The following is a 20,510-nucleotide window of genomic DNA, read 5'->3' as shown; positions in this document are numbered from 1 at the left end:
CGACGCGCAGCGGGTCACCGCGCCCGGCAGCGCCGCGACCGCGCGGCTCGCGGGACCGAGGTCCGGGGTCGTCACCGCGACGCAGCGACTGGCGCCCGCGCTGGCGGCGGTGCAACGGTCCCTGGCGACGTCCGGCGAGAGGGCCGCCCTGGTGTCGGTCCCCTGCGGCGTGCCCGTGACCGATGCCTGGTTCCCCGCGGGTGCGGGCCAGGCCGGCCGCCAGGAGCACCTCGTCCTCACCAACCCGCACGAGACGCCGGTCACCGTCGACCTGACGCTGCACGGCGCGACCGGGCCGATCGCGAGCGTTGCGGGCCGCGACGTCGTCGTCGAGCCCCGCGGACGCACCGTCGTGCTCCTCGACGCCCTCGACGGCACGGAGGCCAGCCCGACGGCGCAGGTGCACGTGCGCGGCGGCACCGTCCACGCGTCGCTGCACGACGGGTGGCTCGACGGCATCACCGCCCGCGGCGCGGACGACGTGGCACCCAGCGCCACCGGCCAGGACCTCGTCGTCCCCGGACTGGTCGTCGCCAGCCCCGACGACCCCACGGTGGTGCGGGTCGCCGGGGTCGCCGATCGGGCCACGGAGGTCAGAGTGACCACCCTCGGTCCGAACGGCCCGGTGGGGGACCCCCTGCGGCCCGTGCGGATCCCCGCCGGGGCCAGCCGCGACGTGGGTCTGCCCTCCCTGCCCGCCGGCACCTACGGCGTCCGCGTGTCGGCCACGGCCCCCGTTGCCGCGGCGGCCTATCTCGGGAGGGCCGACGGCCGACGCCCGCAGGGATCGGGGTCGGTGGGAGCGCCCGTCCGCGACTTCGCCTGGGTGCCGGCGGTCCCGGCGCTGGACGACCTGGCCGGTCTCCCGCTGGGCCAGCCCGAGGGCGCCAGGCTCAGGCACCGTGTCGCGCTCACCAACCCGGGCGACACCGCCGTGGCCACGACCGTGACCGTGGTGGGAGGCGACGGGTCCACGGCCCCGCGCCGGGTCGACGTCCCCGCCCGGGGGACCAGCGCCGTCGACGTCGGCGACGCGACCTCGGTGTGGGTGTCGGCGGCGCAGGGCGTGCGGGCCGCGGTGGTGTCCGAGGCCGACGGCGGTCTGGTGACCGTCGCCCCGCTGGTCGCCCCGTGGCAGACGACCACGCCGTATGTCCTGTCGCCCTCCCGCTGAGCCTGCAGGGGCCATCCCGAGGGGCACGCCAGGGGCAGCCGCGCAGGGGGACGCCCCGTGCGGAACTCCAGCGCGGCTGCGGCGGGGTGACCCTCAGGGGTGACCGTCGTAGTCCGGGTCCAGGTCCTCGGGGGCGACCATCAGCAGGGCCGCCGCCTGCTCCACGACCACGGTGTCGACCAGCTCTGCGAGCTCGGTGCGGTCGCGGACCCGTGACTCCACCGGCCGGCGGTAGACGACGATGCGCGGCCCGGATCGTCCCTGGCCCTGGCGGGCGTGGCCCAGCGGGATCGACCCCTCCCGCTCCGCCGCGACGAGGACGTCGCCGCCCGGCACCAGCTCGACGGCGACTTCCACGCCGTCCAGCCGACCCGCCGCCCGGGGCACGAGCCGCTCGACCGCGTCGAGGACCAGCTGGTCGAACCGGTCCTCGCGCGAGGTCATCTCGGGCACCGGGGGCCACGCGAGCGGGCCGCGTCGTCCGCGGCCCCGGCGGTCGCGGGCGAGCCGACGAGCCGTGGTGGGGTGCGGGTCGGGGGCTGGATCGGTCACGGCCATCACGATACGGCGCGCCGATGGCTCTGCCGCAGAACCAGGACTAGGGTTGCCCACCGTGACCGTCCAGCGACTGTGCTCCAAGACCCCGTGCGGCCGACCGGCAGTCGCGACGCTGACCTACGTCTACGCCGACTCCCAGATCGTCCTCGGGGCGCTCGCGACCTTTGCCGAGCCGCACTCGTACGACCTGTGCGCGGACCACGCCCGCCGGCTCACCGCCCCGCGCGGGTGGGAGGTCGTGCGGCTGGTGCCGGAGTTCGCGGAGCCCGAGCCCGCCCCGGACGAGCTGGTGGCGATCGCGGACGCCGTCCGAGGCCCGCGCCGGCGGCCTTCCTCGCAGCCGCAGCCGCAGTCGCAGGCACAGTCCCAGTCGCAGTCCCGAGATGGTGGCGCGGGTGCGGAGCGTCGCACGGTCGTCGCCACGCCGCGCACGTCCGAGCAGGCCCGTGAGGTCTCGGCGCGGGTCGCCCGCCAGTCGGGGACGGTCTCCGCCGTCGAGGTGGGTCGTCGCGGTCACCTGCGGGTCCTGCGCGACCTCGACACCGACGCTCCCGGCGCTCCCGGCCGCTCCGCCACGGGTGACGTCTCCGACGCACCCGACGCACCCGACGTCTCCGACGCATCCGACGTGCCCGGAGCGCCCGACGTGCCCGACGACGCGGTCGCCTCCGACGAGCCCGGTGGCACCACGCCGGCCCGCTCCTCCTGACCACCCGCGCCCGTCGCACCCGGACCGGTAGGCTCCCCGTCGTGACCTCTCGCACCGACCTCTCGACCTTCGTCAAGGCCTACGACGTCCGGGGCCTCGTGCCCGAGCAGCTCGACTCCCGCGTGTCCCGTGCGCTGGGTTCCGCGTTCGCCCGGGCCGTGATCCTGCCCGAGGGCGCGACCAGCCTGGTGATCGGCTATGACATGCGCCCGTCGTCGCCGGAGCTGTCGCGGGCCTTCGCGGAGGGGGCCGCCCAGCACGGCGTGGACGTGACCATCATCGGCCTGTGCTCCACGGACGGGCTCTACTTCGCCGCCGGGCACCTCGACGTGCCGGGCGCGATGTTCACGGCGAGCCACAACCCCGCGGCCTACAACGGCATCAAGCTGTGCCGGGCAGGGGCGCGCCCGGTGGGCCAGGAGTCCGGTCTCGCGCAGGTGCGCGACCTGGCGCAGGCGATCCTCGACGGCGACGACCCCTCTGACGACAGGGAGGGCGAGCGGCGGACCGGTGCCATCGTCGAGCGTGACCTGCTGGGCGAGTACGCCGCGTTCCTGCGCTCTCTCGTGGACCTCTCGTCGCCGCGCCGCAACCGCCCCATCAAGGTCGTGGTCGACGCCGGCAACGGCATGGGCGGGCTCACGGTCCCCGCGGTCCTCGGCGACGCGGCCGGTCTGCCCGCCCTGCCGCTCGAGGTGGTCCCGCTCTACTTCGAGCTCGACGGCACCTTCCCCAACCACGAGGCCAACCCGCTCGAGCCCGCCAACCTCGTCGACCTGCAGCGCGCCGTCGTGGAGCACGGGGCCGACGTGGGCCTGGCGTTCGACGGCGACGCCGACCGCTGCTTCGCGGTCGACGAGCGTGGCGAGGCGGTCAGCCCCTCGGCGATCACCGGGCTGATCGTGTCCCGCGAGACGGCTCGTATGACGCAGACCGGCGCCTCGGCCGCCGACCTCACGTTCGTGCACAACGTCATCACCTCGCGGGCCGTCCCGGAGGTCGTGGCGGAGGTCGGGGCGCGGGCCGTGCGCACCCGGGTGGGGCACTCCTTCATCAAGGCGACCATGGCCGAGCACGGCGCGGTCTTCGGCGGGGAGCACTCGGCGCACTACTACTTCAAGGACTTCTGGTACGCCGACACCGGCATGCTCGCGGCGATGCACGTGCTGGCGGCGCTCGGCGAGCAGGACGGTCCGCTCAGCGAGCTCGTGGCCCGCTACGACCGCTACGCCGCGAGCGGCGAGATCAACTCCACCGTCGACGACCAGGCCGCCCGCAGCGCCGAGGTCACCGCGTGGGCGCGCGAGCGCGGGCTGGACGTCGACGAGCTGGACGGCCTGACGGCGACCCACGAGGCGGACGGAGACGGCCCGCTGTGGTGGATCAACGTCCGCCCGAGCAACACCGAGCCCCTGCTGCGACTCAACGTCGAGGCAGCCGACCGGCCCACCATGGAGCGGGTCCGCGACGAGGTCCTGACGATCATCCGAGGAAAGGCGTGACCGACATGTCCGAGCCCACCACCAGCACCACGATCCAGCCCTGGCTGCGGGAGATCCTGCGGTCCCCGGGCGGCGAGCACGAGCTCGTCGACGCCGAGGGCCCGGACGGCCCCGAGCTGCGCTGCGCCGAGCTCGGCGTGGCCTTCCCGATCGTCGACGGGATCCCCGTCCTGCTCATGGACGAGGCCCGCACCCTCTGACCCACCCGCACGAGCACCCGCACCGCACCACCCGAGGAGGGCCGGCGATGCCGCAGCTGGACGAAGCACTGGTCGACGACCTCGACGAGGTGCAGCGCCTCGACTCGCGCGGACACCTCCGGGCGCTCGCCACGGCAGGGGCTCAGGTCCGGGAGGCGGCCCACCTGGCGGTCGAGGCCGGCGTCGACCGGCTCGGTCGCGAGGAGCGTCCTCGGGCCGTGCTCGTGGCCGCGCTCGGCGGGTCGGCGGTGGTGGGGGAGGTCCTCACCGTGCTCGCCGAGGCCCACAGCCCGGTGCCCGTCTCCCAGCGCGCCGCAGGACCCCTGCCCGCCTGGGTCGGGCCCCTGGACCTCGTCGTGGCCGTCTCGCTGTCGGGACGCGCTCCCGGCCCGCTGGGCCTCGCCGCCGAGGCCGGCCGTCGTGGTGCCCAGCTGGTGACGGTCGGGGCGGCCGAGTCGCCGCTCGCGGACGTCACCGCCCGGGCGCGAGGGCTGCACGTCCCGGTCCCGCGGGGCGTCGTGTCCTCCCGGACCTCGCTGTGGTCCCTGCTGACGCCCGTCCTGGTCGCCAGCGCCACCCTCGGGGTCGTCGACCTGCCGACGCCCGTCCTCGACGAGCTCGCCGACCGCCTCGACGCGCAGGCCGAGGCCTGCCGCCCGTCGTCCGAGTGCTTCGTCAACCCCGCCAAGATCGCCGCGCAGACGCTGGTCGAGACGGTCCCCGTCGTGCTGGGGGACGGCCCGCTCATGGGGGTGGCCGCCCACCGCGCCGTCGCGGGTCTGGCCCGCACGGCCCGCATCCCGGCGATGTACGGCTCCCTGCCGGACGCGGCGTCGCAGGTCGTCGCGACCTTCGGCGGGCCCTACACCGCGGCCGGGGGCCAGGGCGTCGGAGCCCGGTCTGGTGGGCGTGGCGCGCCCGGCGGCGCCGGCGGGCGGGACATCTTCGCCGATCCCTTCCTCGACGCCCCCGAGGAGCCGCCGCTCGGGCTGCTCATGCTGCGCGAGGGCGGCCGCGACATACCGCCGGCGCAGTCCTCGCTGGCCGACCTGGTGCTCCAGGAGGCGCACGACGTCGGGGTCCGGGTGCACGAGGTCTCGAGCGAGGCCGGCCACCCGGCCGTGCGGCTCGCCGAGGTCATGGCGCTCACGGACTTCCTCAGCACCTATGCCGCCCTCGGCCTGGGGCTCGACCCCTCCACCAACCCGCACGTGGCCAACCTGCGCGCGGCCGGCCACCCCTGACCCGTCACCTAGACTGGCCGACGGTCGGCGCAGGTGAAACCGTGCAGCCCAGATGGGCGGCGCCGGGCCCAGACTGTCGTCATACCAACCGAAGGGACTGTCCATCGTGACGTTCGACCACCAGGTCCGCGACCTCTCGCTCGCCGAGGCGGGCCGCCACCAGATCCGGCTCGCCGAGCACGAGATGCCCGGCCTCATGTCGCTCCGCGAGGAGTACGCCGAGGCCCAGCCGCTCGCCGGCGCCCGCATCGCCGGCTCGCTGCACATGACCGTGCAGACCGCCGTGCTCATCGAGACCCTCACGGCGCTCGGCGCCGAGGTCCGCTGGGCCAGCTGCAACATCTACTCCACGCAGGACGAGGCGGCCGCCGCCATCGTCGTCGGGCAGGGCACCCCCGAGGACCCGCAGGGCGTCCCCGTCTTCGCCTGGAAGGGCGAGACGCTCGAGGAGTACTGGGACTGCACCAACCAGATCCTGATGTGGGGCCAGGACGCATCCGGCGAGCAGGTCTACGCCAACATGATCCTCGACGACGGCGGCGACGCCACGATGCTCGTCCACAAGGGCAAGGAGTGGGAGGCCGCCGGCCAGGTGCCCCCCACGACCGAGGAGGACTCCGAGGAGTTCGGCGTCTTCAAGGCACTCGTGCGCCGCACCCTCGCGGAGGACCCCCAGAAGTGGACCCGCGTGGCCGCCGAGATCAAGGGCGTCACCGAGGAGACCACCACCGGCGTCCACCGCCTCTACGAGCTGGCCCGCGACGGCGAGCTGCTCTTCCCGGCGATCAACGTCAACGACTCGGTCACCAAGAGCAAGTTCGACAACAAGTACGGCTGCCGCCACTCGCTGATCGACGGGCTCAACCGCGCCACGGACACCCTCATCGGCGGCAAGGTCGCGGTCGTCTGCGGCTTCGGCGACGTCGGCAAGGGCTGCGCGGACTCGCTGCGCGGCCAGGGCGCGCGCGTCATCGTCACCGAGATCGACCCGATCTGCGCGCTGCAGGCCGCGATGGAGGGCTACCAGGTCGCCACGCTCGAGGACGTCGTGGAGTCCGCGGACATCTTCATCACGACCACCGGCTGCTACGACGTCATCCGCACCGAGCACATGGTCGCGATGAAGGACAAGGCGATCGTCGGCAACATCGGCCACTTCGACAACGAGATCGACATGGCCGGCCTGGCCAAGGTCCCCGGCATCACCAAGACCGAGATCAAGCCGCAGGTGCACGAGTGGACCTTCGCCGAGACCGGCGAGAACGGCCAGCCCGCGGGCCGCTCGATCATCGTGCTGTCCGAGGGGCGCCTGCTCAACCTCGGCAACGCGACCGGGCACCCGTCGTTCGTGATGTCCAACTCCTTCGCCAACCAGACGATCGCCCAGATCGAGCTGTTCACCAAGCCGGGGGAGTACTCCACGGACGTCTACGTCCTGCCCAAGCACCTCGACGAGAAGGTCGCCCGCCTGCACCTCGACGCGCTGGGCGTGCGGCTCACCGAGCTGACCAAGCCGCAGGCGCAGTACCTCGGCGTCGACGTCGCCGGCCCCTACAAGCCGGAGCACTACCGCTACTGAGCGGGTCCGCTGCCTGACCGCGCACCTGCCGTATGCCGCGGGCCGACGCCTCCACCCCGGAGGCGTCGGCCCGCTGCGGCATACGGCCTGGTCACCCCGGGACACGCCGTCGGGCCGTGACCCTTCCGTTATCCCGGGCCCACTGTGTGTGAAGATGACGCAGGACGTCCCGCAGCGAAGGAGCACCCCCCGTGAAGAGCCGGATCCTGGTCGTCGACGACGACCTCGCGCTCGCCGAGATGCTGGGCATCGTGCTGACCAACGAAGGCTTCGACGTGACGCACGTGGCCACCGGCACGGCCGCCGTGCCCGCCTTCCGCGAGGTCAAGCCGGACCTGGTGCTGCTCGACGTGATGCTGCCGGGCATGGACGGCGTCGAGGTGTGTCGTCGCATCCGCGCGGAGTCGGGCGTGCCGATCGTGATGCTCAGCGCCCGCACCGACACGACCGACGTGGTCGTCGGGCTGGAGTCCGGCGCCGACGACTACATCGTCAAGCCGTTCAAGCCGGCCGAGCTGATCGCGCGCATGCGGGTCCGGCTGCGGCGTGGCGAGGAGGTCGAGCAGGAGCACCTGACCATCGGTGACCTGTCGATCGACGTGGCGGGGCACGCCGTCAAGCGCGGCGACGAGGCGCTGTCCCTCACGCCGCTGGAGTTCGACCTGCTCGTCGCCCTGGCGCGCAAGCCGTGGCAGGTCTTCACGCGCGAGGTGCTGCTGGAGCAGGTGTGGGGCTACCGCCACGCCGGGGACACCCGCCTGGTCAACGTCCACGTGCAGCGGCTGCGGTCCAAGATCGAGCACGACCCCGAGCACCCGGAGATCGTGCTGACGGTCCGCGGGGTGGGCTACAAGGCCGGCGGACCGGCCTAGGCCATGGCCCGCACCCTCAAGTCCGACCTCGCGGCCCTGCGAGGTCGGATCGCTCGTCTCGGGGGTGGTGCTCTGTCACGCTCCTGGCCGTGGCTGCGGCACGGCGTCAACCGGCTGGTCGAGCTGTGGAGCCGGTCCCTGCTGCTGCGCACGGTCGCGAGCACCATGGTCCTGGGGACGGCGATGCTGCTCATCGTCGGGTCCTACCTGCACGGCCGGGTGGCCGACGGCCTCACCGAGGAGAAGCTGCGGACCGCCTCCAACGACGCCGCCGCCCGGGTGCGCTCGGCGCAGGCGAGGTTCGACGACGCCGACAAGACCGACGACGCCGCGCTGCGCCAGATGGCCACCGACATCGTGCAGCAGGACAAGGCCCCCGACCTGTCGCGCGACGTGATCTTCACGCCCGCGCAGGACAACACGCGCAAGCCGCTGCCGACCGTCGCGGCGGGGGACCTCACCCTCGGCGAGATCCCGGCGACCCTGCAGGGCCGGGTGCAGGCGGACCGCGGGCACCAGCAGATCCAGGTGGTAACCCTGGCGCGCGACGACGGAGAGCTGCCCACCGTGGTCGTGGGGGCGCGGGTCCAGCTGCCGCCCGGGGTGGGTGGCTACGACCTCTACTACGCCTATCCCATGCGGGCCGAGTCCAAGGCCCTCGACATCGTGACCCGCAACCTGCTGCTGGCCGGGGGCCTGCTGATCGTCCTCATCGGCGGCGTGGCGTTCGTCGTCACCCGGCTCGTCGTGGATCCCGTGCGACGGGCCGCGCAGGTGGCCGAGCGGCTCGCCTCGGGTCGGCTGGACCAGCGGATGGCGGTCAAGGGCACCGACGACATTGCCGTCCTCGGCCGGTCCTTCAACCGGATGGCGTCCAGCCTGCAGACCCAGATCGTCCAGCTCGAGGGGCTGTCCCGGCTGCAGCAGCAGTTCGTCTCGGACGTGTCGCACGAGCTGCGCACGCCCCTCACCACGGTGCGCATGGCGGCCGACGTGCTGTACGACGCCCGGGGCGACTTCTCCGCCGGCGCGGCTCGCAGCGCCGAGCTCCTCACCGGTCAGCTGGAGAGGTTCGAGAACCTCCTGACCGACCTGCTCGAGATCAGCCGCATCGACGCCGGGGCCGCGACGATCGAGCCGGCGCCCGGCGACCTGCGCGAGATCGCGCGGGAGGTCGTCGACGACGCGGCGGCCCTGGCCGAGCGTCGTGGCAGCACCGTCAGCGTCGTCGCACCCACCCAGCCGGTGGTCGCCGAGATGGACCGGCGGCGGATCACGCGCGTCCTGCGCAACCTCGTCGTCAACGCCATCGAGCACGGCGAGGGGGAGCCCATCTACGTCGAGATCGGGCGCAACGCCCAGGCCGCCGCCGTCGCGGTCCGCGACAGCGGGGTCGGGCTGCGGCCGGGGGAGGCGTCGCTCGTCTTCACCCGGTTCTGGCGCGCGGACCCGGCTCGGGCGCGCACCACCGGTGGGACGGGTCTCGGGCTGTCCATCTCGATGGAGGACGCCCACCTGCACCACGGCTGGCTCGAGGCCTGGGGCCAGCCCGGCGTCGGCTCGTGCTTCCGCCTCACGCTGCCGCTGACCTTCGGCGAGGACGTGACCGAGTCCCCGCTGCCCATGCAGCCCCTCGGCCTGCGCGTCAACCCGCCGGTCCCCACCCAGTCGACCAACGAGGTCCTCGACCCGGTCCCGGGCACCTCGCTCGACGCCGGGACGGCGGGGGTCCTCGCGCTGCTGCCCGACCAGCTCGCGGCGGCGCCGCACAAGGACCCGACCGGGGTGAACCACCCGTGAGGCCGGGCCGGGCACGTCATACGGCCCGTGCCTGGGGCCTCGCGCTCGCGGCCGCGGTCCTGGCGGCGGGCTGCTCCGGGCTGCCGAGATCGACGCCGGTGGTCCAGGGGCAGGCGGTCGGCGGCGCGCAGGACGCGGGGGTGCGGATCATCCCGCGCGGACCGGTGTCCGGGTCGGACGCCGACGACCTGGTGACGGACTTCCTGCGGCAGGGCCTGGGGGCGGACGACGACAGCAGCGTGGCGCGGGAGTACCTCACCCCCAGGGCGTCGGGCCAGTGGCAGCCGGACGGCTCGGCCTGGATCTACGACGGCCCCGAGGCGCTCACGGTCAAGGTCACCGCGCCCGGCACGGTGACGGTGACGGGGCGCATCAGCGCCCAGCTGGACCGCGAGGGGCACTACGCCGAGCTGCCGCCCGGCCAGACGCGATCGGTCGCGCTGCGCCTGGTCAAGGTCGGTGACCAGTGGCGCATCGACGGCGGCCTGGACGGACGGCCGACGGTGTGGATCAGCCGCGCGGACTTCGGCCTCTACACCAGCTTCCCCATCACCTATGTCACGCCGGATGGCACGGGCGTGACCGACCGGCGCTGGTTCCTGCAGGGCCCGGGGCTCGTGACCCGGCTCGCGCGGGCCCAGCTCGCGCCGCCCCCGACCTACCTGCAGGGCGCGGTCCTGACGGGGGTGCCGGAGTACACCGAGCTGGCCCACGGCTCGGTGTCGGTCGAGGGCGGCACGGCCCGCGTGGTCCTCAGCAGCCGGGCCCTCAACGCGGACGACCTCAACCGGCGGCGCATGTGGCAGCAGATCACGACGACCCTGACCGCCGTCGGAGGCGTCGACGCGGTGCAGCTGGAGGCGGACGGCGCCCGGCTCAGCGTGCCCGGGCTGCCGGACCGCGCCCTCGGGGCGGAGGACGTGGACCTGCGCGACGCCGAGGCGCCGACCGGCCCGGTCCTGCTGCGCAGCGGCGCCGGCCTGGAGCGGGTCGACCCGCGCCAGCTCACCGAGAACCGGTCGCGCAAGGAGGCGCGCGCGGACGGCCCCCCGCTGCCCGACGTCGGCCCGGAGTGGTATCGCCTCGCCGCATCCGCCGACGGGCACGAGATCGCGGGCCTCGACGGCGACGAGGAGGAGCTGGCCCGCTGGCGGGACGGCCGGCTGGTGCGGGTGCGCGGGTTCGCCACCGACCTCACCCGCCCGGCCTACGACCCCGCGGGCTACCTCTGGCTGGCCGGTCGGACCACCGCGGGCACCCGCGTGCTCGTCCAGCCGACCTCCGACCTGAGCGGTCGCCCACCGGTCGCGATCAACGTGCCGTGGCTGGCCGACCGGAGGGTGGTCGCCCTGCGGCCCTCCGCGGAGGGGCAGCGCGTCCTCGTCGTGTCCGAGCCGATCGGTGGCGGGCCGTCCACCGTGGGGGTCGCCGGCGTGCTACGCCGCGACGGTCGCCCCGTGGGGCTGGCCACGCCGATCGCCGTGGGCGGTGCCTCGACGGACGTGACCGACGCGACCTGGCTCGACGCCGAGACGATCGGCGTGGTCGGCGCCGTCGACACCAAGAGCGAGCAGCGGGTGGTGATCGCCCCGATCAGCGGACCCAGCCAGGTGCTGGGGACGGTCCGCAACCCCACGGGCATCACGACCTTCGGCGGCAGCCGCAGCATCGTGGTCACCACGCGCCGCGGCGCCGCGCTGGTCCGGTCCGGCAACGGCCTGACCCCGATCGTGTCCAGCACCAGCGACTTCGTGGTCCCCGGCCACTGAGCTGGCGCACGTCGACCTGTGGACGGCCGACGGGCCCCATCCACAGGCCGGCCGTATGCCGTCCGCCCGCTGCCACGCGGGTGGGACGCTGGGGCGCGTGACTCCCACGCTCGCCTCCGCCCTGGTCGACCTGGCGCTCCCGGTGGTGTGCGGCGCGTGCGGCCGTCCAGGCGGCCGGGTGTGCCCGGCCTGCCGATCGGCCCTGTGGGGGTGGTGCTACCCCGGCGGTCCCCGCGTCGTGCTGCCCGACCCCTGCCCGCCGGGTCTGCCGGCCGTCGTGGCCACGGCGGTCAACGACGGCGTCGTCCGCCGGGTGCTGCACGCCTACAAGGACGAGGGGCGGCGCGACCTGCGCGGCACCCTGCTCGAGCTGCTCGTCCCGGCGCTCGACCTGGCGGTCGGGGCGCTGCGCCCGCCCCCGCGGCGGGGCGTGGCGGTGGTTCCGGTCCCCACGTCCCCGGCCGCCCGCCGGCGGCGGGGCGACCGCCCGCTCGAGCAGCTCGTCGCGGCCGCGTCCGGCGAGGTGGCCGGGGCGTCATACCGCTCCGTCCTCACGACGCGGGGCCGTCCCGCCGACCAGGCGCTGCTGGGTCAGGAGGCGCGCGCGGTCAACCTGCGTGGAGCCATGCGCGTGACCTCGCGAGGTGCGTGCGAGCACCTGCGTGGGCGGCCGGTGCTGCTGGTGGACGACCTGCTGACCACCGGCGCCACGCTCGTCGAGGCCGCCCGGGCGCTGCGCTCCGAGGGGGTGGAGGTGGCCGGTGCCGTGGTGGTCGCCGCGACCCGCCGCAACCCGCCACGGGGCGCGCTGGGCAATCACCGACGGCGTGCGCTAACGTCGGGTAACGGCTCGATGACGAGCGTGGTCCTCCCAGATGGACGGGGGTGGTTCGACACAGTTCTCCACAGGCCCGACGGGCCTGAGTATGTCGAGCAGGTCACTCCCTAGGAGGGAATTCATGGACATCCAGATCACCGGCCGTCACGTCCCCGTCACCGACCGGTTCCGAGACCACGCGCAGGAGAAGCTCGACAAGATCGAGCTGCTCGCCAACCGCGATCCTCGTCTGGACATCGTCGTCTCCAAGCACGGCAGCGCCAACGGCGTGGGCACCATGACCGTCGAGATCACGTGCCGCGTCAAGGGCCCGGTCATCCGGGCCGAGGCGACCTCGGACGACAAGTACGCCGCCTTCGACGTCGCGGCGGACAAGCTCCTGGACCGGCTCAAGAAGGCCAACGACCGCCGTCGCGGCAAGCGCCGCAAGGTCACCACGTCCACCGACGTGCCGCCCCCCGCCCAGCTGGTCGACGCCGGACCCGGTGCCGCCGCCACGCCGCAGCTCACCGCCACCGACGCGGGCTCCGGCGCAGGAGCCGGGGAGAGCCCCTCCGCCACCCCGGAGGACGACGGCCCCGAGGTGGTCGAGGTCGCGGACTCACCGATCGAGGTCCGCGTCAAGCACCACAGCTCCGCTCCCATGAACCTCGAGCAGGCGCTCTACGAGATGGAGATGGTCGGGCACGACTTCTTCCTGTTCACCGACGCCGACTCGGGCACGCCCAGCGTGCTCTACCGCCGGCGCGGCTGGTCCTACGGCGTGCTGCACCTCGACAGCGAGGTGCAGCCCGAGTCCGACCTCGAGAGTCGTTCGACCTGACCGCCGCTCGCACCACCGCCCAGGGGCGGCCCACCACGGGTGGGCCGCCCCTCGGCACGCGGGCGTGACCGGCACGCCAGACCGCGCTGGGGCCCACCACCGTGGCATCATGCGGGCATGACGGGCATCCAGGACATCCACCCCCGATCCCACGCCCCCGGCGACCGGACGCGGCCAGAGCGGATCCGGGTGCTGGTCGCCGACGACCACGTGCTCTATCGCCGGGGTCTGGAGATGGTGCTCGCCCAGGAGCCCGACATCGAGATCGTGGGGGAGGCCAGCGACGGCGCCGACGCGGTCGCGCAGGCCGAGGAGCTCATCCCGGACGTCGTCCTCATGGACGTGCGCATGCCCCGGCTGTCCGGCCCCGAGGCCACGGCCCGGGTGCGGGAGGTCGTCCCGTCGAGCAAGGTGATCATGCTGACGATCTCCGACGAGGAGCAGGACCTCTACGACGCCGTGCGGGCCGGCGCGACGGGCTACCTGCTCAAGGACGTGCCCGGCGAGGACATCGCGGTCGGGATCCGCCAGGTCCACGCTGGTCAGTCGCTGATCTCCCCACCCATGGCCTCCAAGCTGCTCGCCGAGTTCGCGCTGATGATGAAGCGGCAGGAGGAGGGGCAGCAGATGCCCGTGCCCCGCCTCACGGACCGCGAGCTGCAGGTCCTCAAGCTGGTGGCGCGTGGGATGGCCAACAAGGACATCGCCACGGACCTGTTCATCTCGGAGAACACCGTCAAGAACCACGTCCGCAACATCCTCGAGAAGCTCCAGCTGCACTCGAGGATGGAGGCCGTGATGTACGCCGTCCGCCAGAAGATCCTCGAACTGCCCGAATGACCGCGCGACGGGACGATCTCGGGACCGCCACCGGGCCGGCCTCCCCGGTGCGTCGGCTCACCTTGTCGCAGGCCCGTCGTATGGCGCTCGGGGCCCAGGGCTTCACCCGCCCCCGCCCGGAGGTGGTGACGGCACGCGACCTCGTGCGGGTCCTGTCCACCGTCCAGGTCGTCCAGATCGACTCGGTCAACGTCCTCACCCGCAGCCACTACCTCCCGTTCTTCTCCCGCGTCGGCGCCTACGACACGGCCCTGCTGGACCGGCTGCGTGACCGTGCCCCCCGCCGCATGGTGGAGTACTGGGCCCACGAGGCCAGCCTGGTCCCGCCCACCACCTGGCCGCTGCTCGACGTGCGGATGCGCCGGGCCGAGGACGACGCCTGGGGCGGCATGCGCCGGGTCGCCCAGGAGCACCCCGAGCTCGTGGCCGCGGTGCTGGCAGAGGTCGTCACGCGCGGTCCGCTGACCTCGCGCGAGGTCGAGCGCGCCCTGGCCCACGACCTGCCCCGGCAGCGGGACGACTGGGGCTGGAACTGGTCCCTGGTCAAGAACGCCCTCGAGCACCTCTTCTGGGCCGGGCGGATCACCAGCGCCGGGCGGACGGCCGGCTTCGAGCGGCGGTATGCCGCCCTGGAGCGCGTCCTGCCCCGCGCCGTCCTGGACGACGTGGCCGCCGCACGCGCCGCGCGGGCCGCCGCCGAGGTGTCGTCCTCGACATCGCCGACATCGTCCGCCGAGCCCTACGCCAAGCCCCAGGCCGAGCCCCACGCCACGCTCGACGCCGAGCACGTCCGGCGGCTGGTCGAGCTGTCCGCCCGCGCGCTGGGGGTCGGCACGCTGCGCTGCCTGCGGGACTTCTTCCGCCTCTCGCCCCAGCAGGTCGGCCCCGCGGTCGCCGACCTCGTGGCGGCGGGAGCGCTCGTCCCGGTGACCGTCGAGGGGTGGCGCGCGGCGGCATACGTGCACCGGGACGCCAGGGTGCCTCGCACGGTGACGGCGAGCGCCCTGCTCAGCCCGTTCGACTCGCTGGTCTGGCAGCGGGACCGGACCCGGGCGCTGTTCGGCTTCGACTTCCGACTCGAGATCTATGTGCCCGCCGAGCTGCGGGTGCACGGCTACTACGTCCTGCCGTTCCTGCACGGCGAGCGGCTCGTGGCGCGCGTGGACCTCAAGGCGGACCGGCCCACCGGCCGGTTGCTCGTCCGCGGGCTGCACTGGGAGGACGGCGCCGCGTCGGAGGAGGCCGTGGTCGCGCTGCAGCAGGAGCTGTCCACGCTCGGGCACTGGCTCGGCGTCCCCGACGTTGTCCATGACGGCGTGCGTGCGGACCGACCAGCTCGCTGACGCCGGGTTGCCACCCAGCGCCCGCAGGACGGACTACCCTGGGCCAGGTGTGCGCCGACCAGGGGGTCGGCCCCCACGCGTCATCCATCATCGAGGGAGCTCAACGTGTCAGTGATCGAGCGTCTGCTGCGCGCCGGTGAGGGCAAGACCCTCCGCCGGCTGCAGGGCATCGCGGCCCAGGTCAACGCCGTCGAGGAGGACTTCGAGCGCCTCACCGACGCCGAGCTGCGGGCCGAGACGGACACCTTCCGGGCGCGACTCGCGGACGGCGAGACCCTCGACGACATCCTCCCCGAGGCCTTCGCCGTCGTCCGCGAGGCCAGCAAGCGCACCCTCGGCAAGCGGCACTTCGACGTGCAGCTGATGGGCGGGGCAGCGCTGCACCAGGGCAACGTCGCCGAGATGAAGACCGGTGAGGGCAAGACCCTGGTCGCGACCCTGCCGGCCTATCTCAACGCCCTCGAGGGCAAGGGCGTCCACATCGTCACGGTCAACGACTACCTCGCGTCCACGCAGGCCGAGCAGATGGGCCGCGTGCACCGCTTCCTCGGGCTGGAGACCGGGTGCATCCTCGCCTCGATGACGCCCGAGCAGCGGCGGGCCGAGTACGCCAAAGACATCACCTACGGCACCAACAACGAGTTCGGCTTCGACTACCTGCGCGACAACATGGCCTGGTCGACCGAGGAGCTCGTGCAGCGCCCCCACAACTTCGCGATCGTCGACGAGGTCGACTCGATCCTCATCGACGAGGCGCGCACCCCGCTCATCATCTCCGGGCCCGCCGACCAGGCGACCAAGTGGTACGTCGAGTTCGCCCGCCTGGTGAAGCGGCTCGAGCGCGGGACCGACGGCGCCGGCGACTACGAGGTCGACGAGAAGAAGCGCACCGTCGGCATCCTGGAGGCAGGCATCGCCAAGGTCGAGGACTTCCTCGGGATCGACAACCTCTACGAGTCGGTCAACACCCCGCTCATCGGCTACGTCAACAACGCCATCAAGGCCAAGGAGCTGTTCAAGCGCGACAAGGACTACGTCGTGATGAACGGCGAGGTCCTGATCGTCGACGAGCACACCGGCCGCATGCTGCCGGGCCGTCGCTACAACGAGGGCATGCACCAGGCGATCGAGGCCAAGGAAGGCGTCGAGATCCAGAACGAGAACCAGACGCTCGCCACGATCACGCTGCAGAACTACTTCCGGCTCTACAAGGTGCTGTCCGGCATGACCGGCACCGCCCAGACCGAGGCCGCCGAGCTGCACCAGATCTACAAGGTCGGCGTGGTGCCGATCCCGACCAACCGCCCGATGATCCGCAAGGACCAGCCGGACCTCGTCTACCGCACCGAGGCGGCCAAGTTCGAGGCCGTCGCCGACGACCTGCAGGAGCGGCACGCCAAGGGCCAGCCGGTCCTCGTCGGCACCACCTCCGTGGAGAAGTCGGAGTACCTCTCCGAGCTGCTGCGTCGTCGTGGGGTGCCGCACGAGGTCCTCAACGCCAAGCACCACGAGCGCGAGGCCGCGATCGTCGCGGAGGCCGGGCGCAAGGGCGCCGTCACCGTCGCCACCAACATGGCCGGTCGAGGCACCGACATCATCCTCGGCGGAAACCCCGAGTTCCGCGCCATGGCCGACCTCAAGGCCCGCGGGCTGGACCCCGACGAGACGCCGGAGGAGTACGAAGCGGCCTGGGACGAGGCGCTCGCGGCGGCGGAGCGGGCCACCGCGACCGCGCACGAGGAGGTCGTCGGCTACGGCGGGCTCTACGTCCTCGGCACCGAGCGGCACGAGTCCCGCCGCATCGACAACCAGCTCCGCGGCCGGTCCGGTCGCCAGGGCGATCCCGGCGAGAGCCGGTTCTACCTGTCGCTGCAGGACGACCTCATGCGGATGTTCAACGGCGCGATGGTCGAGACCTTCATGGCCCGGGCCAACATCGAGGAGTCGGTCCCGATCGAGTCCAAGATGGTGAGCCGCTCCATCCAGAGCGCGCAGACCCAGGTCGAGGGCCGCAACTTCGAGATCCGCAAGAACGTCCTCAAGTACGACGACGTCCTCAACCGCCAGCGCACCGTCATCTACGACGAGCGACGCAGCGTCCTCGAGGGCGAGAACCTCCAGGACCAGATCCGGCTGTTCATCAACGACGTCGTCGACGGCTACGTCACGGCCGAGACCGGTGAGGCCTTCCCGGAGCAGTGGGACCTCGACCGGCTGTGGACGGCGCTGCGCCAGGTCTGGCCGGTCGCGGTGACCTGGCAGGAGCTCGAGGCGGACGCTGGCGGCCGGTCGGCGTTGCGGAGCGAGGACCTCGCCCTGGAGCTCAAGTCGGACGCCCAGCACGCCTACGACCAGCGCGAGGCGGAGCTCGGCGAGCCCGTCATGCGCGAGGTCGAGCGCCGGGTCCTGCTCTCCGTGCTCGACCGCAAGTGGCGCGAGCACCTCTTCGAGATGGACTACCTCCAGGAGGGCATCGGCCTGCGTGCGATGGCCCAGCGCGACCCGCTGGTCGAGTACCAGCGCGAGGGGTTCATGCTCTTCGAGGCCATGATGGACGGGATCAAGGAGGAGTCGGTCGCCTACCTGTTCAACCTCGAGGTGGAGATCGGCGAGGAGGAGGCTCAGCGCCTCTCCGACGCGGCCGAGGCCAAGGCCGAGGCCAAGGCACAGTTCAAGGCCAAGGGCCTGGAGCCCGAGCGTCATCAGGAGCGGCTGCACTACAGCGCGCCCGGCGAGGACGGTGGCGTCGAGGAGCACGACGAGGGCGCACCCGACTCGTCCGCCGGCTCCCGCAAGGAGCGTCGCGCCGCCAAGCGCAGCCAGCGCAAGGGACGCTGACCAGCCTGTATGACGAACGCCCCCGCACCGGGTAGCCGGGTGCGGGGGCGTTCGTGCTGGTGGGGTCAGCCCACCACGAGCTCGTCGATGACCCAGCGGCCGTCGCGACCGACCATCCGGAAGGCCAGCGCACGGACCCGCTCGCCCACGACGACGACCGCCGTCACCTCGGCGAGGCCGTCGCGGTCGCCCGAGACGTGGACGCTGCGCACGACCGGGCGTCGGCCACGACGTGCGTGCCGGTTGCCGACGGCCTGCGACCCGCGCGCCAGCCGGGCGTAGACGTCGGTGGTGGTCCAGCGCACCAGCTGGCTGACCGGCCGATGCGCTCCGAGCACCTCCACGAGGGCCTGACTGACCTGCTGGGCCCAGACCCGGGCGGACGGCAGGTCCGCGCTGGCGGTCGGCTGGGGCCCGAAGAAGGCGTCCCGCTCGTGGAAGTCGAGCGCGAGCACCGGCTGGCGGTCGTGGTCGGGCTCGTCGTCGAGCGGCAGGGTGACGACGCCGCCGGCGGTGTCCAGCGGCTCCGGGGCGATCACCGGCGCGGGGCGCAGGTGCGGACGGGTCGCGATGACGGTCATGGGTTCCCCTGGAGCTGGTTCACGGTGGGTGCGGCCACCGGGGCGGTCAGGACCTGTCCCGGCAGGATCAGGTCACGGTCCGGGCCGATGGTGTCGCGGTTGCGGTCGTGCCAGGCGGCGCAGGCCCGCGCCACGGTCTCGGCGTCGGCGTCGGGCGGCAGGTGTCGAGCCGCGATCCTCCACAGCGTGTCCCCACGCACCACGACGTGGGTAGCCGCCGGTGCGGGGCGACCGGTCTGGGCCTGGCGGGCCGGTCGCAGCTCGGGGTCGACGGGGGAGGGCTGGGGAGGAGCAGGCGCTCGGAGCTCCGGTGACACGGGGCCGGCCGGGGCACCAGCGCGGTCGCCCTGCCTGGAGCCCGGGGACGAGGACGTCGTCCAGCCCGCGGTGGACCGAGCCCGGGAGCCGTCGGACGGGGTCGCGGGTGCCGCCGCGGTGGTCCCAGCCGTCGACGCGACGGTGGCCGCGGGCGACCGGGGCGCGGCCTGGGCCGGGAGGGCCGTGGCCCCGAGGCTGACGCCCAGGAGCAGGGCGGCGACCCGAGCGCGCCCGGTGGGGAGCATCAGGTGGGAGGGCGAGCCGGGCCCGGCGTCCCACCTCGCGGCCTCCTGGGAGAGGGACCAGACGTCGGTCGAGGTCCGTGCCAGCCAGGCGCCGGCCCCGAGCGCCAGCGCGAGCTCGACCGCCGAGACGAGGACGTCCGGCAGGCCCAACGAGCCGGTGCCGGCCTCGACCAGCTGCCGGCCGAGCAGGACGGCCACGACGACGCAGGCCGCGGCGCCCAGGGCCGTCCCGGCGATGACGAGTGCTGCGCGGGCACGACGCGGACGGGTGGCGTGCACGGGCAGGGGTCGGCTGGACATGGCAGCGACTGTAGGAAGTTTGCGATCGTTTGCCTATGGGTGATGCTGAAAGAGTCGTTCCTGGAACTCAGGGTGAGGAGGCCTCGACGGTTCGTGTCTCTGTGTTGACGATGACAGTCACGCAGGGCCACTGGACGTACCCTGAGTGCAGGAGGCGCGACATGGATCGGTGGGACGGCTTCTTCGACGACCTCGAGGGTCGGGTCGAGGAGCAGCGGCGTGCGGACGAGCTGGCCGGGCTCGCCGACCGGGTTCGTCGGGATCGGGCGGGGATCACCCTTGCTGCCCGGCTCGCCGGAGTCGCCCGCTCCGGGGTGCGCGTGCACGTCCTGGGAGGGGAGCAGGTGTCAGGCCAGGTCGACGAGGTGATGGTCGACTGCGTGGTGCTGGAGGACGGCGGTCGACGAGCGGTGGTGCCGCTGGCGTCCGTGGTGCGCGTGGATCGGCTGGGGGACCGTCCGGGCCCGCTCTCGCTGGGGGACCGGCCGGGGCTCGGCCGAGCGGTGCGAGACCTGGCCCGGGACCGACGCCCGGTGCGAGCGCACGACGTCACCGGGGTGGTCAACGAGGGCGTCCTGGACCGGGTGGGTCAGGATCACCTGGACCTGCTCGTCGTGCCTGCCGACCTGACCGTGCGCGCGGCGGAGGGGCGCTCGCGGACGACCGTGCCCTTCAGCGCCCTCGCGGTGGTGCGTCAGCTCTGAGCGCCGGCGTCGGGGTCGACCGAGCCGAAGGGATGGGCCGCGACGAAAGCCTTGGTCTCGGAGTACATCCGCTCGATGTAGTCCTCGAGCTCGCTGGTCTCCACCCGCCACTGTCCTCGTCCGCCGACCTTGATGGCCGGGAGCTCGCCCGAGCGCACCAGCGCATAGGCCTGCGCGGAGGAGATGTCGAGGATCTCGGCGACCTCGGCGAGCTGGATGAAACGCTTGGCCATGGAGTGCTGCTCCTCATGAGGCGGTTGTCGGGCAGGTGGG

General features: G+C 73.3%; 19 protein-coding genes. 15 read left to right on the top strand and 4 right to left on the bottom strand.

Annotated features, from left to right (window positions below):
• A partial coding sequence (locus B4K29_RS13460; protein ID WP_286967696.1) for a DUF5719 family protein occupies nucleotides 1-1,174 on the top strand: 1,174 nt, incomplete at its 5' end.
• A 93-nt stretch (nucleotides 1,175-1,267) separates the two neighbouring features.
• On the opposite strand, the gene B4K29_RS13455 is transcribed toward B4K29_RS13460, so the two are convergent.
• On the bottom strand, nucleotides 1,268-1,726 hold the full coding sequence (locus tag B4K29_RS13455; protein ID WP_029211588.1) for a metallopeptidase family protein: 459 nt from the start codon (nucleotides 1,724-1,726) through the stop codon (nucleotides 1,268-1,270).
• A 61-nt stretch (nucleotides 1,727-1,787) separates the two neighbouring features.
• Between B4K29_RS13455 and B4K29_RS13450 the strand changes: the two genes are divergently transcribed.
• The 13 genes from B4K29_RS13450 to secA all read left to right on the top strand — a co-directional run bounded on the left by B4K29_RS13450 (nucleotide 1,788) and on the right by secA (nucleotide 18,089).
• Nucleotides 1,788-2,441 carry a DUF3499 domain-containing protein gene (locus tag B4K29_RS13450; RefSeq protein ID WP_286955830.1) on the top strand — a complete coding sequence of 218 codons (654 nt, stop codon included), beginning with the start codon at nucleotides 1,788-1,790 and terminating at the stop codon, nucleotides 2,439-2,441.
• Between the two features lie 41 nt (nucleotides 2,442-2,482).
• Nucleotides 2,483-3,943: a phosphomannomutase/phosphoglucomutase gene (locus tag B4K29_RS13445; RefSeq protein WP_286955829.1), complete on the top strand. Its 1,461-nt coding sequence runs from the start codon at nucleotides 2,483-2,485 to the stop codon at nucleotides 3,941-3,943.
• A gap of 5 nt (nucleotides 3,944-3,948) precedes the next feature.
• Entirely contained in the window at nucleotides 3,949-4,143 is a 195-nt protein-coding gene (locus tag B4K29_RS13440) for a Trm112 family protein (RefSeq protein WP_037215564.1), read from the top strand.
• A 47-nt stretch (nucleotides 4,144-4,190) separates the two neighbouring features.
• Nucleotides 4,191-5,387 carry an SIS domain-containing protein gene (locus tag B4K29_RS13435; RefSeq protein WP_239263885.1) on the top strand — a complete coding sequence of 399 codons (1,197 nt, stop codon included), beginning with the start codon at nucleotides 4,191-4,193 and terminating at the stop codon, nucleotides 5,385-5,387.
• Nucleotides 5,388-5,493: 106 nt separating this feature from the next.
• Nucleotides 5,494-6,966, top strand: coding sequence for an adenosylhomocysteinase (ahcY, locus tag B4K29_RS13430; RefSeq protein WP_286967693.1), 1,473 nt, complete (start codon nucleotides 5,494-5,496; stop codon nucleotides 6,964-6,966).
• A 191-nt stretch (nucleotides 6,967-7,157) separates the two neighbouring features.
• Entirely contained in the window at nucleotides 7,158-7,838 is a 681-nt protein-coding gene (gene mtrA / locus B4K29_RS13425) for an MtrAB system response regulator MtrA (RefSeq protein ID WP_029211582.1), read from the top strand.
• Nucleotides 7,839-7,841: 3 nt separating this feature from the next.
• Nucleotides 7,842-9,638 carry an MtrAB system histidine kinase MtrB gene (gene mtrB / locus B4K29_RS13420; RefSeq protein ID WP_286958483.1) on the top strand — a complete coding sequence of 599 codons (1,797 nt, stop codon included), beginning with the start codon at nucleotides 7,842-7,844 and terminating at the stop codon, nucleotides 9,636-9,638.
• On the top strand, nucleotides 9,635-11,407 hold the full coding sequence (locus tag B4K29_RS13415) for a GerMN domain-containing protein (RefSeq protein WP_286955824.1): 1,773 nt from the start codon (nucleotides 9,635-9,637) through the stop codon (nucleotides 11,405-11,407). The genes mtrB and B4K29_RS13415 overlap by 4 nt, the downstream gene beginning before the upstream one ends.
• 97 nt (nucleotides 11,408-11,504) lie before the next feature.
• Nucleotides 11,505-12,356, top strand: coding sequence for a ComF family protein (locus B4K29_RS13410; RefSeq protein WP_286967691.1), 852 nt, complete (start codon nucleotides 11,505-11,507; stop codon nucleotides 12,354-12,356).
• 10 nt (nucleotides 12,357-12,366) lie between these two features.
• Nucleotides 12,367-13,068, top strand: a complete 702-nt coding sequence (gene hpf / locus B4K29_RS13405) for a ribosome hibernation-promoting factor, HPF/YfiA family (RefSeq protein WP_019287651.1) — start codon at nucleotides 12,367-12,369, stop codon at nucleotides 13,066-13,068.
• A gap of 117 nt (nucleotides 13,069-13,185) precedes the next feature.
• Nucleotides 13,186-13,908, top strand: coding sequence for a response regulator (locus B4K29_RS13400; RefSeq protein WP_029211578.1), 723 nt, complete (start codon nucleotides 13,186-13,188; stop codon nucleotides 13,906-13,908).
• The gene (locus B4K29_RS13395) at nucleotides 13,905-15,251 is read left to right on the top strand and encodes a winged helix-turn-helix domain-containing protein (protein ID WP_286967689.1); all 1,347 of its coding nucleotides are present in this window, start codon (nucleotides 13,905-13,907) and stop codon (nucleotides 15,249-15,251) included. Before B4K29_RS13400 ends, B4K29_RS13395 begins: the two co-directional genes overlap by 4 nt.
• Before the next feature lie 105 nt (nucleotides 15,252-15,356).
• Nucleotides 15,357-18,089 (top strand): preprotein translocase subunit SecA, encoded by a 2,733-nt coding sequence (gene secA / locus B4K29_RS13390; RefSeq protein ID WP_029211576.1) that lies wholly within the window; start codon nucleotides 15,357-15,359, stop codon nucleotides 18,087-18,089.
• A gap of 65 nt (nucleotides 18,090-18,154) precedes the next feature.
• Here the strand turns inward: secA and B4K29_RS13385 are convergent, their stop codons facing one another.
• Both B4K29_RS13385 and B4K29_RS13380 read right to left on the bottom strand, forming a co-directional pair.
• Nucleotides 18,155-18,670 carry an Rv3235 family protein gene (locus tag B4K29_RS13385; protein ID WP_019287655.1) on the bottom strand — a complete coding sequence of 172 codons (516 nt, stop codon included), beginning with the start codon at nucleotides 18,668-18,670 and terminating at the stop codon, nucleotides 18,155-18,157.
• Nucleotides 18,667-19,533 carry a LysM peptidoglycan-binding domain-containing protein gene (locus tag B4K29_RS13380; protein WP_286967687.1) on the bottom strand — a complete coding sequence of 289 codons (867 nt, stop codon included), beginning with the start codon at nucleotides 19,531-19,533 and terminating at the stop codon, nucleotides 18,667-18,669. The genes B4K29_RS13385 and B4K29_RS13380 overlap by 4 nt, the downstream gene beginning before the upstream one ends.
• A gap of 161 nt (nucleotides 19,534-19,694) precedes the next feature.
• Between B4K29_RS13380 and B4K29_RS13375 the strand changes: the two genes are divergently transcribed.
• Entirely contained in the window at nucleotides 19,695-20,237 is a 543-nt protein-coding gene (locus B4K29_RS13375; protein ID WP_019287657.1) for a hypothetical protein, read from the top strand.
• On the opposite strand, the gene B4K29_RS13370 is transcribed toward B4K29_RS13375, so the two are convergent.
• The gene (locus B4K29_RS13370; RefSeq protein WP_019287658.1) at nucleotides 20,228-20,470 is read right to left on the bottom strand and encodes a helix-turn-helix domain-containing protein; all 243 of its coding nucleotides are present in this window, start codon (nucleotides 20,468-20,470) and stop codon (nucleotides 20,228-20,230) included. The genes B4K29_RS13375 and B4K29_RS13370 overlap by 10 nt on opposite strands.
• Nucleotides 20,471-20,510 lie beyond the last annotated feature (40 nt).

The sequence above is a fragment of the Arsenicicoccus sp. UBA6765 genome, assembly GCF_002453335.1.
GTDB classification, from domain to species: domain Bacteria; phylum Actinomycetota; class Actinomycetes; order Actinomycetales; family Dermatophilaceae; genus Arsenicicoccus; species Arsenicicoccus bolidensis.
Note: the sequence above shows the minus strand (reverse complement) of the source record. Positions and strands in the feature narration are given on the sequence as shown.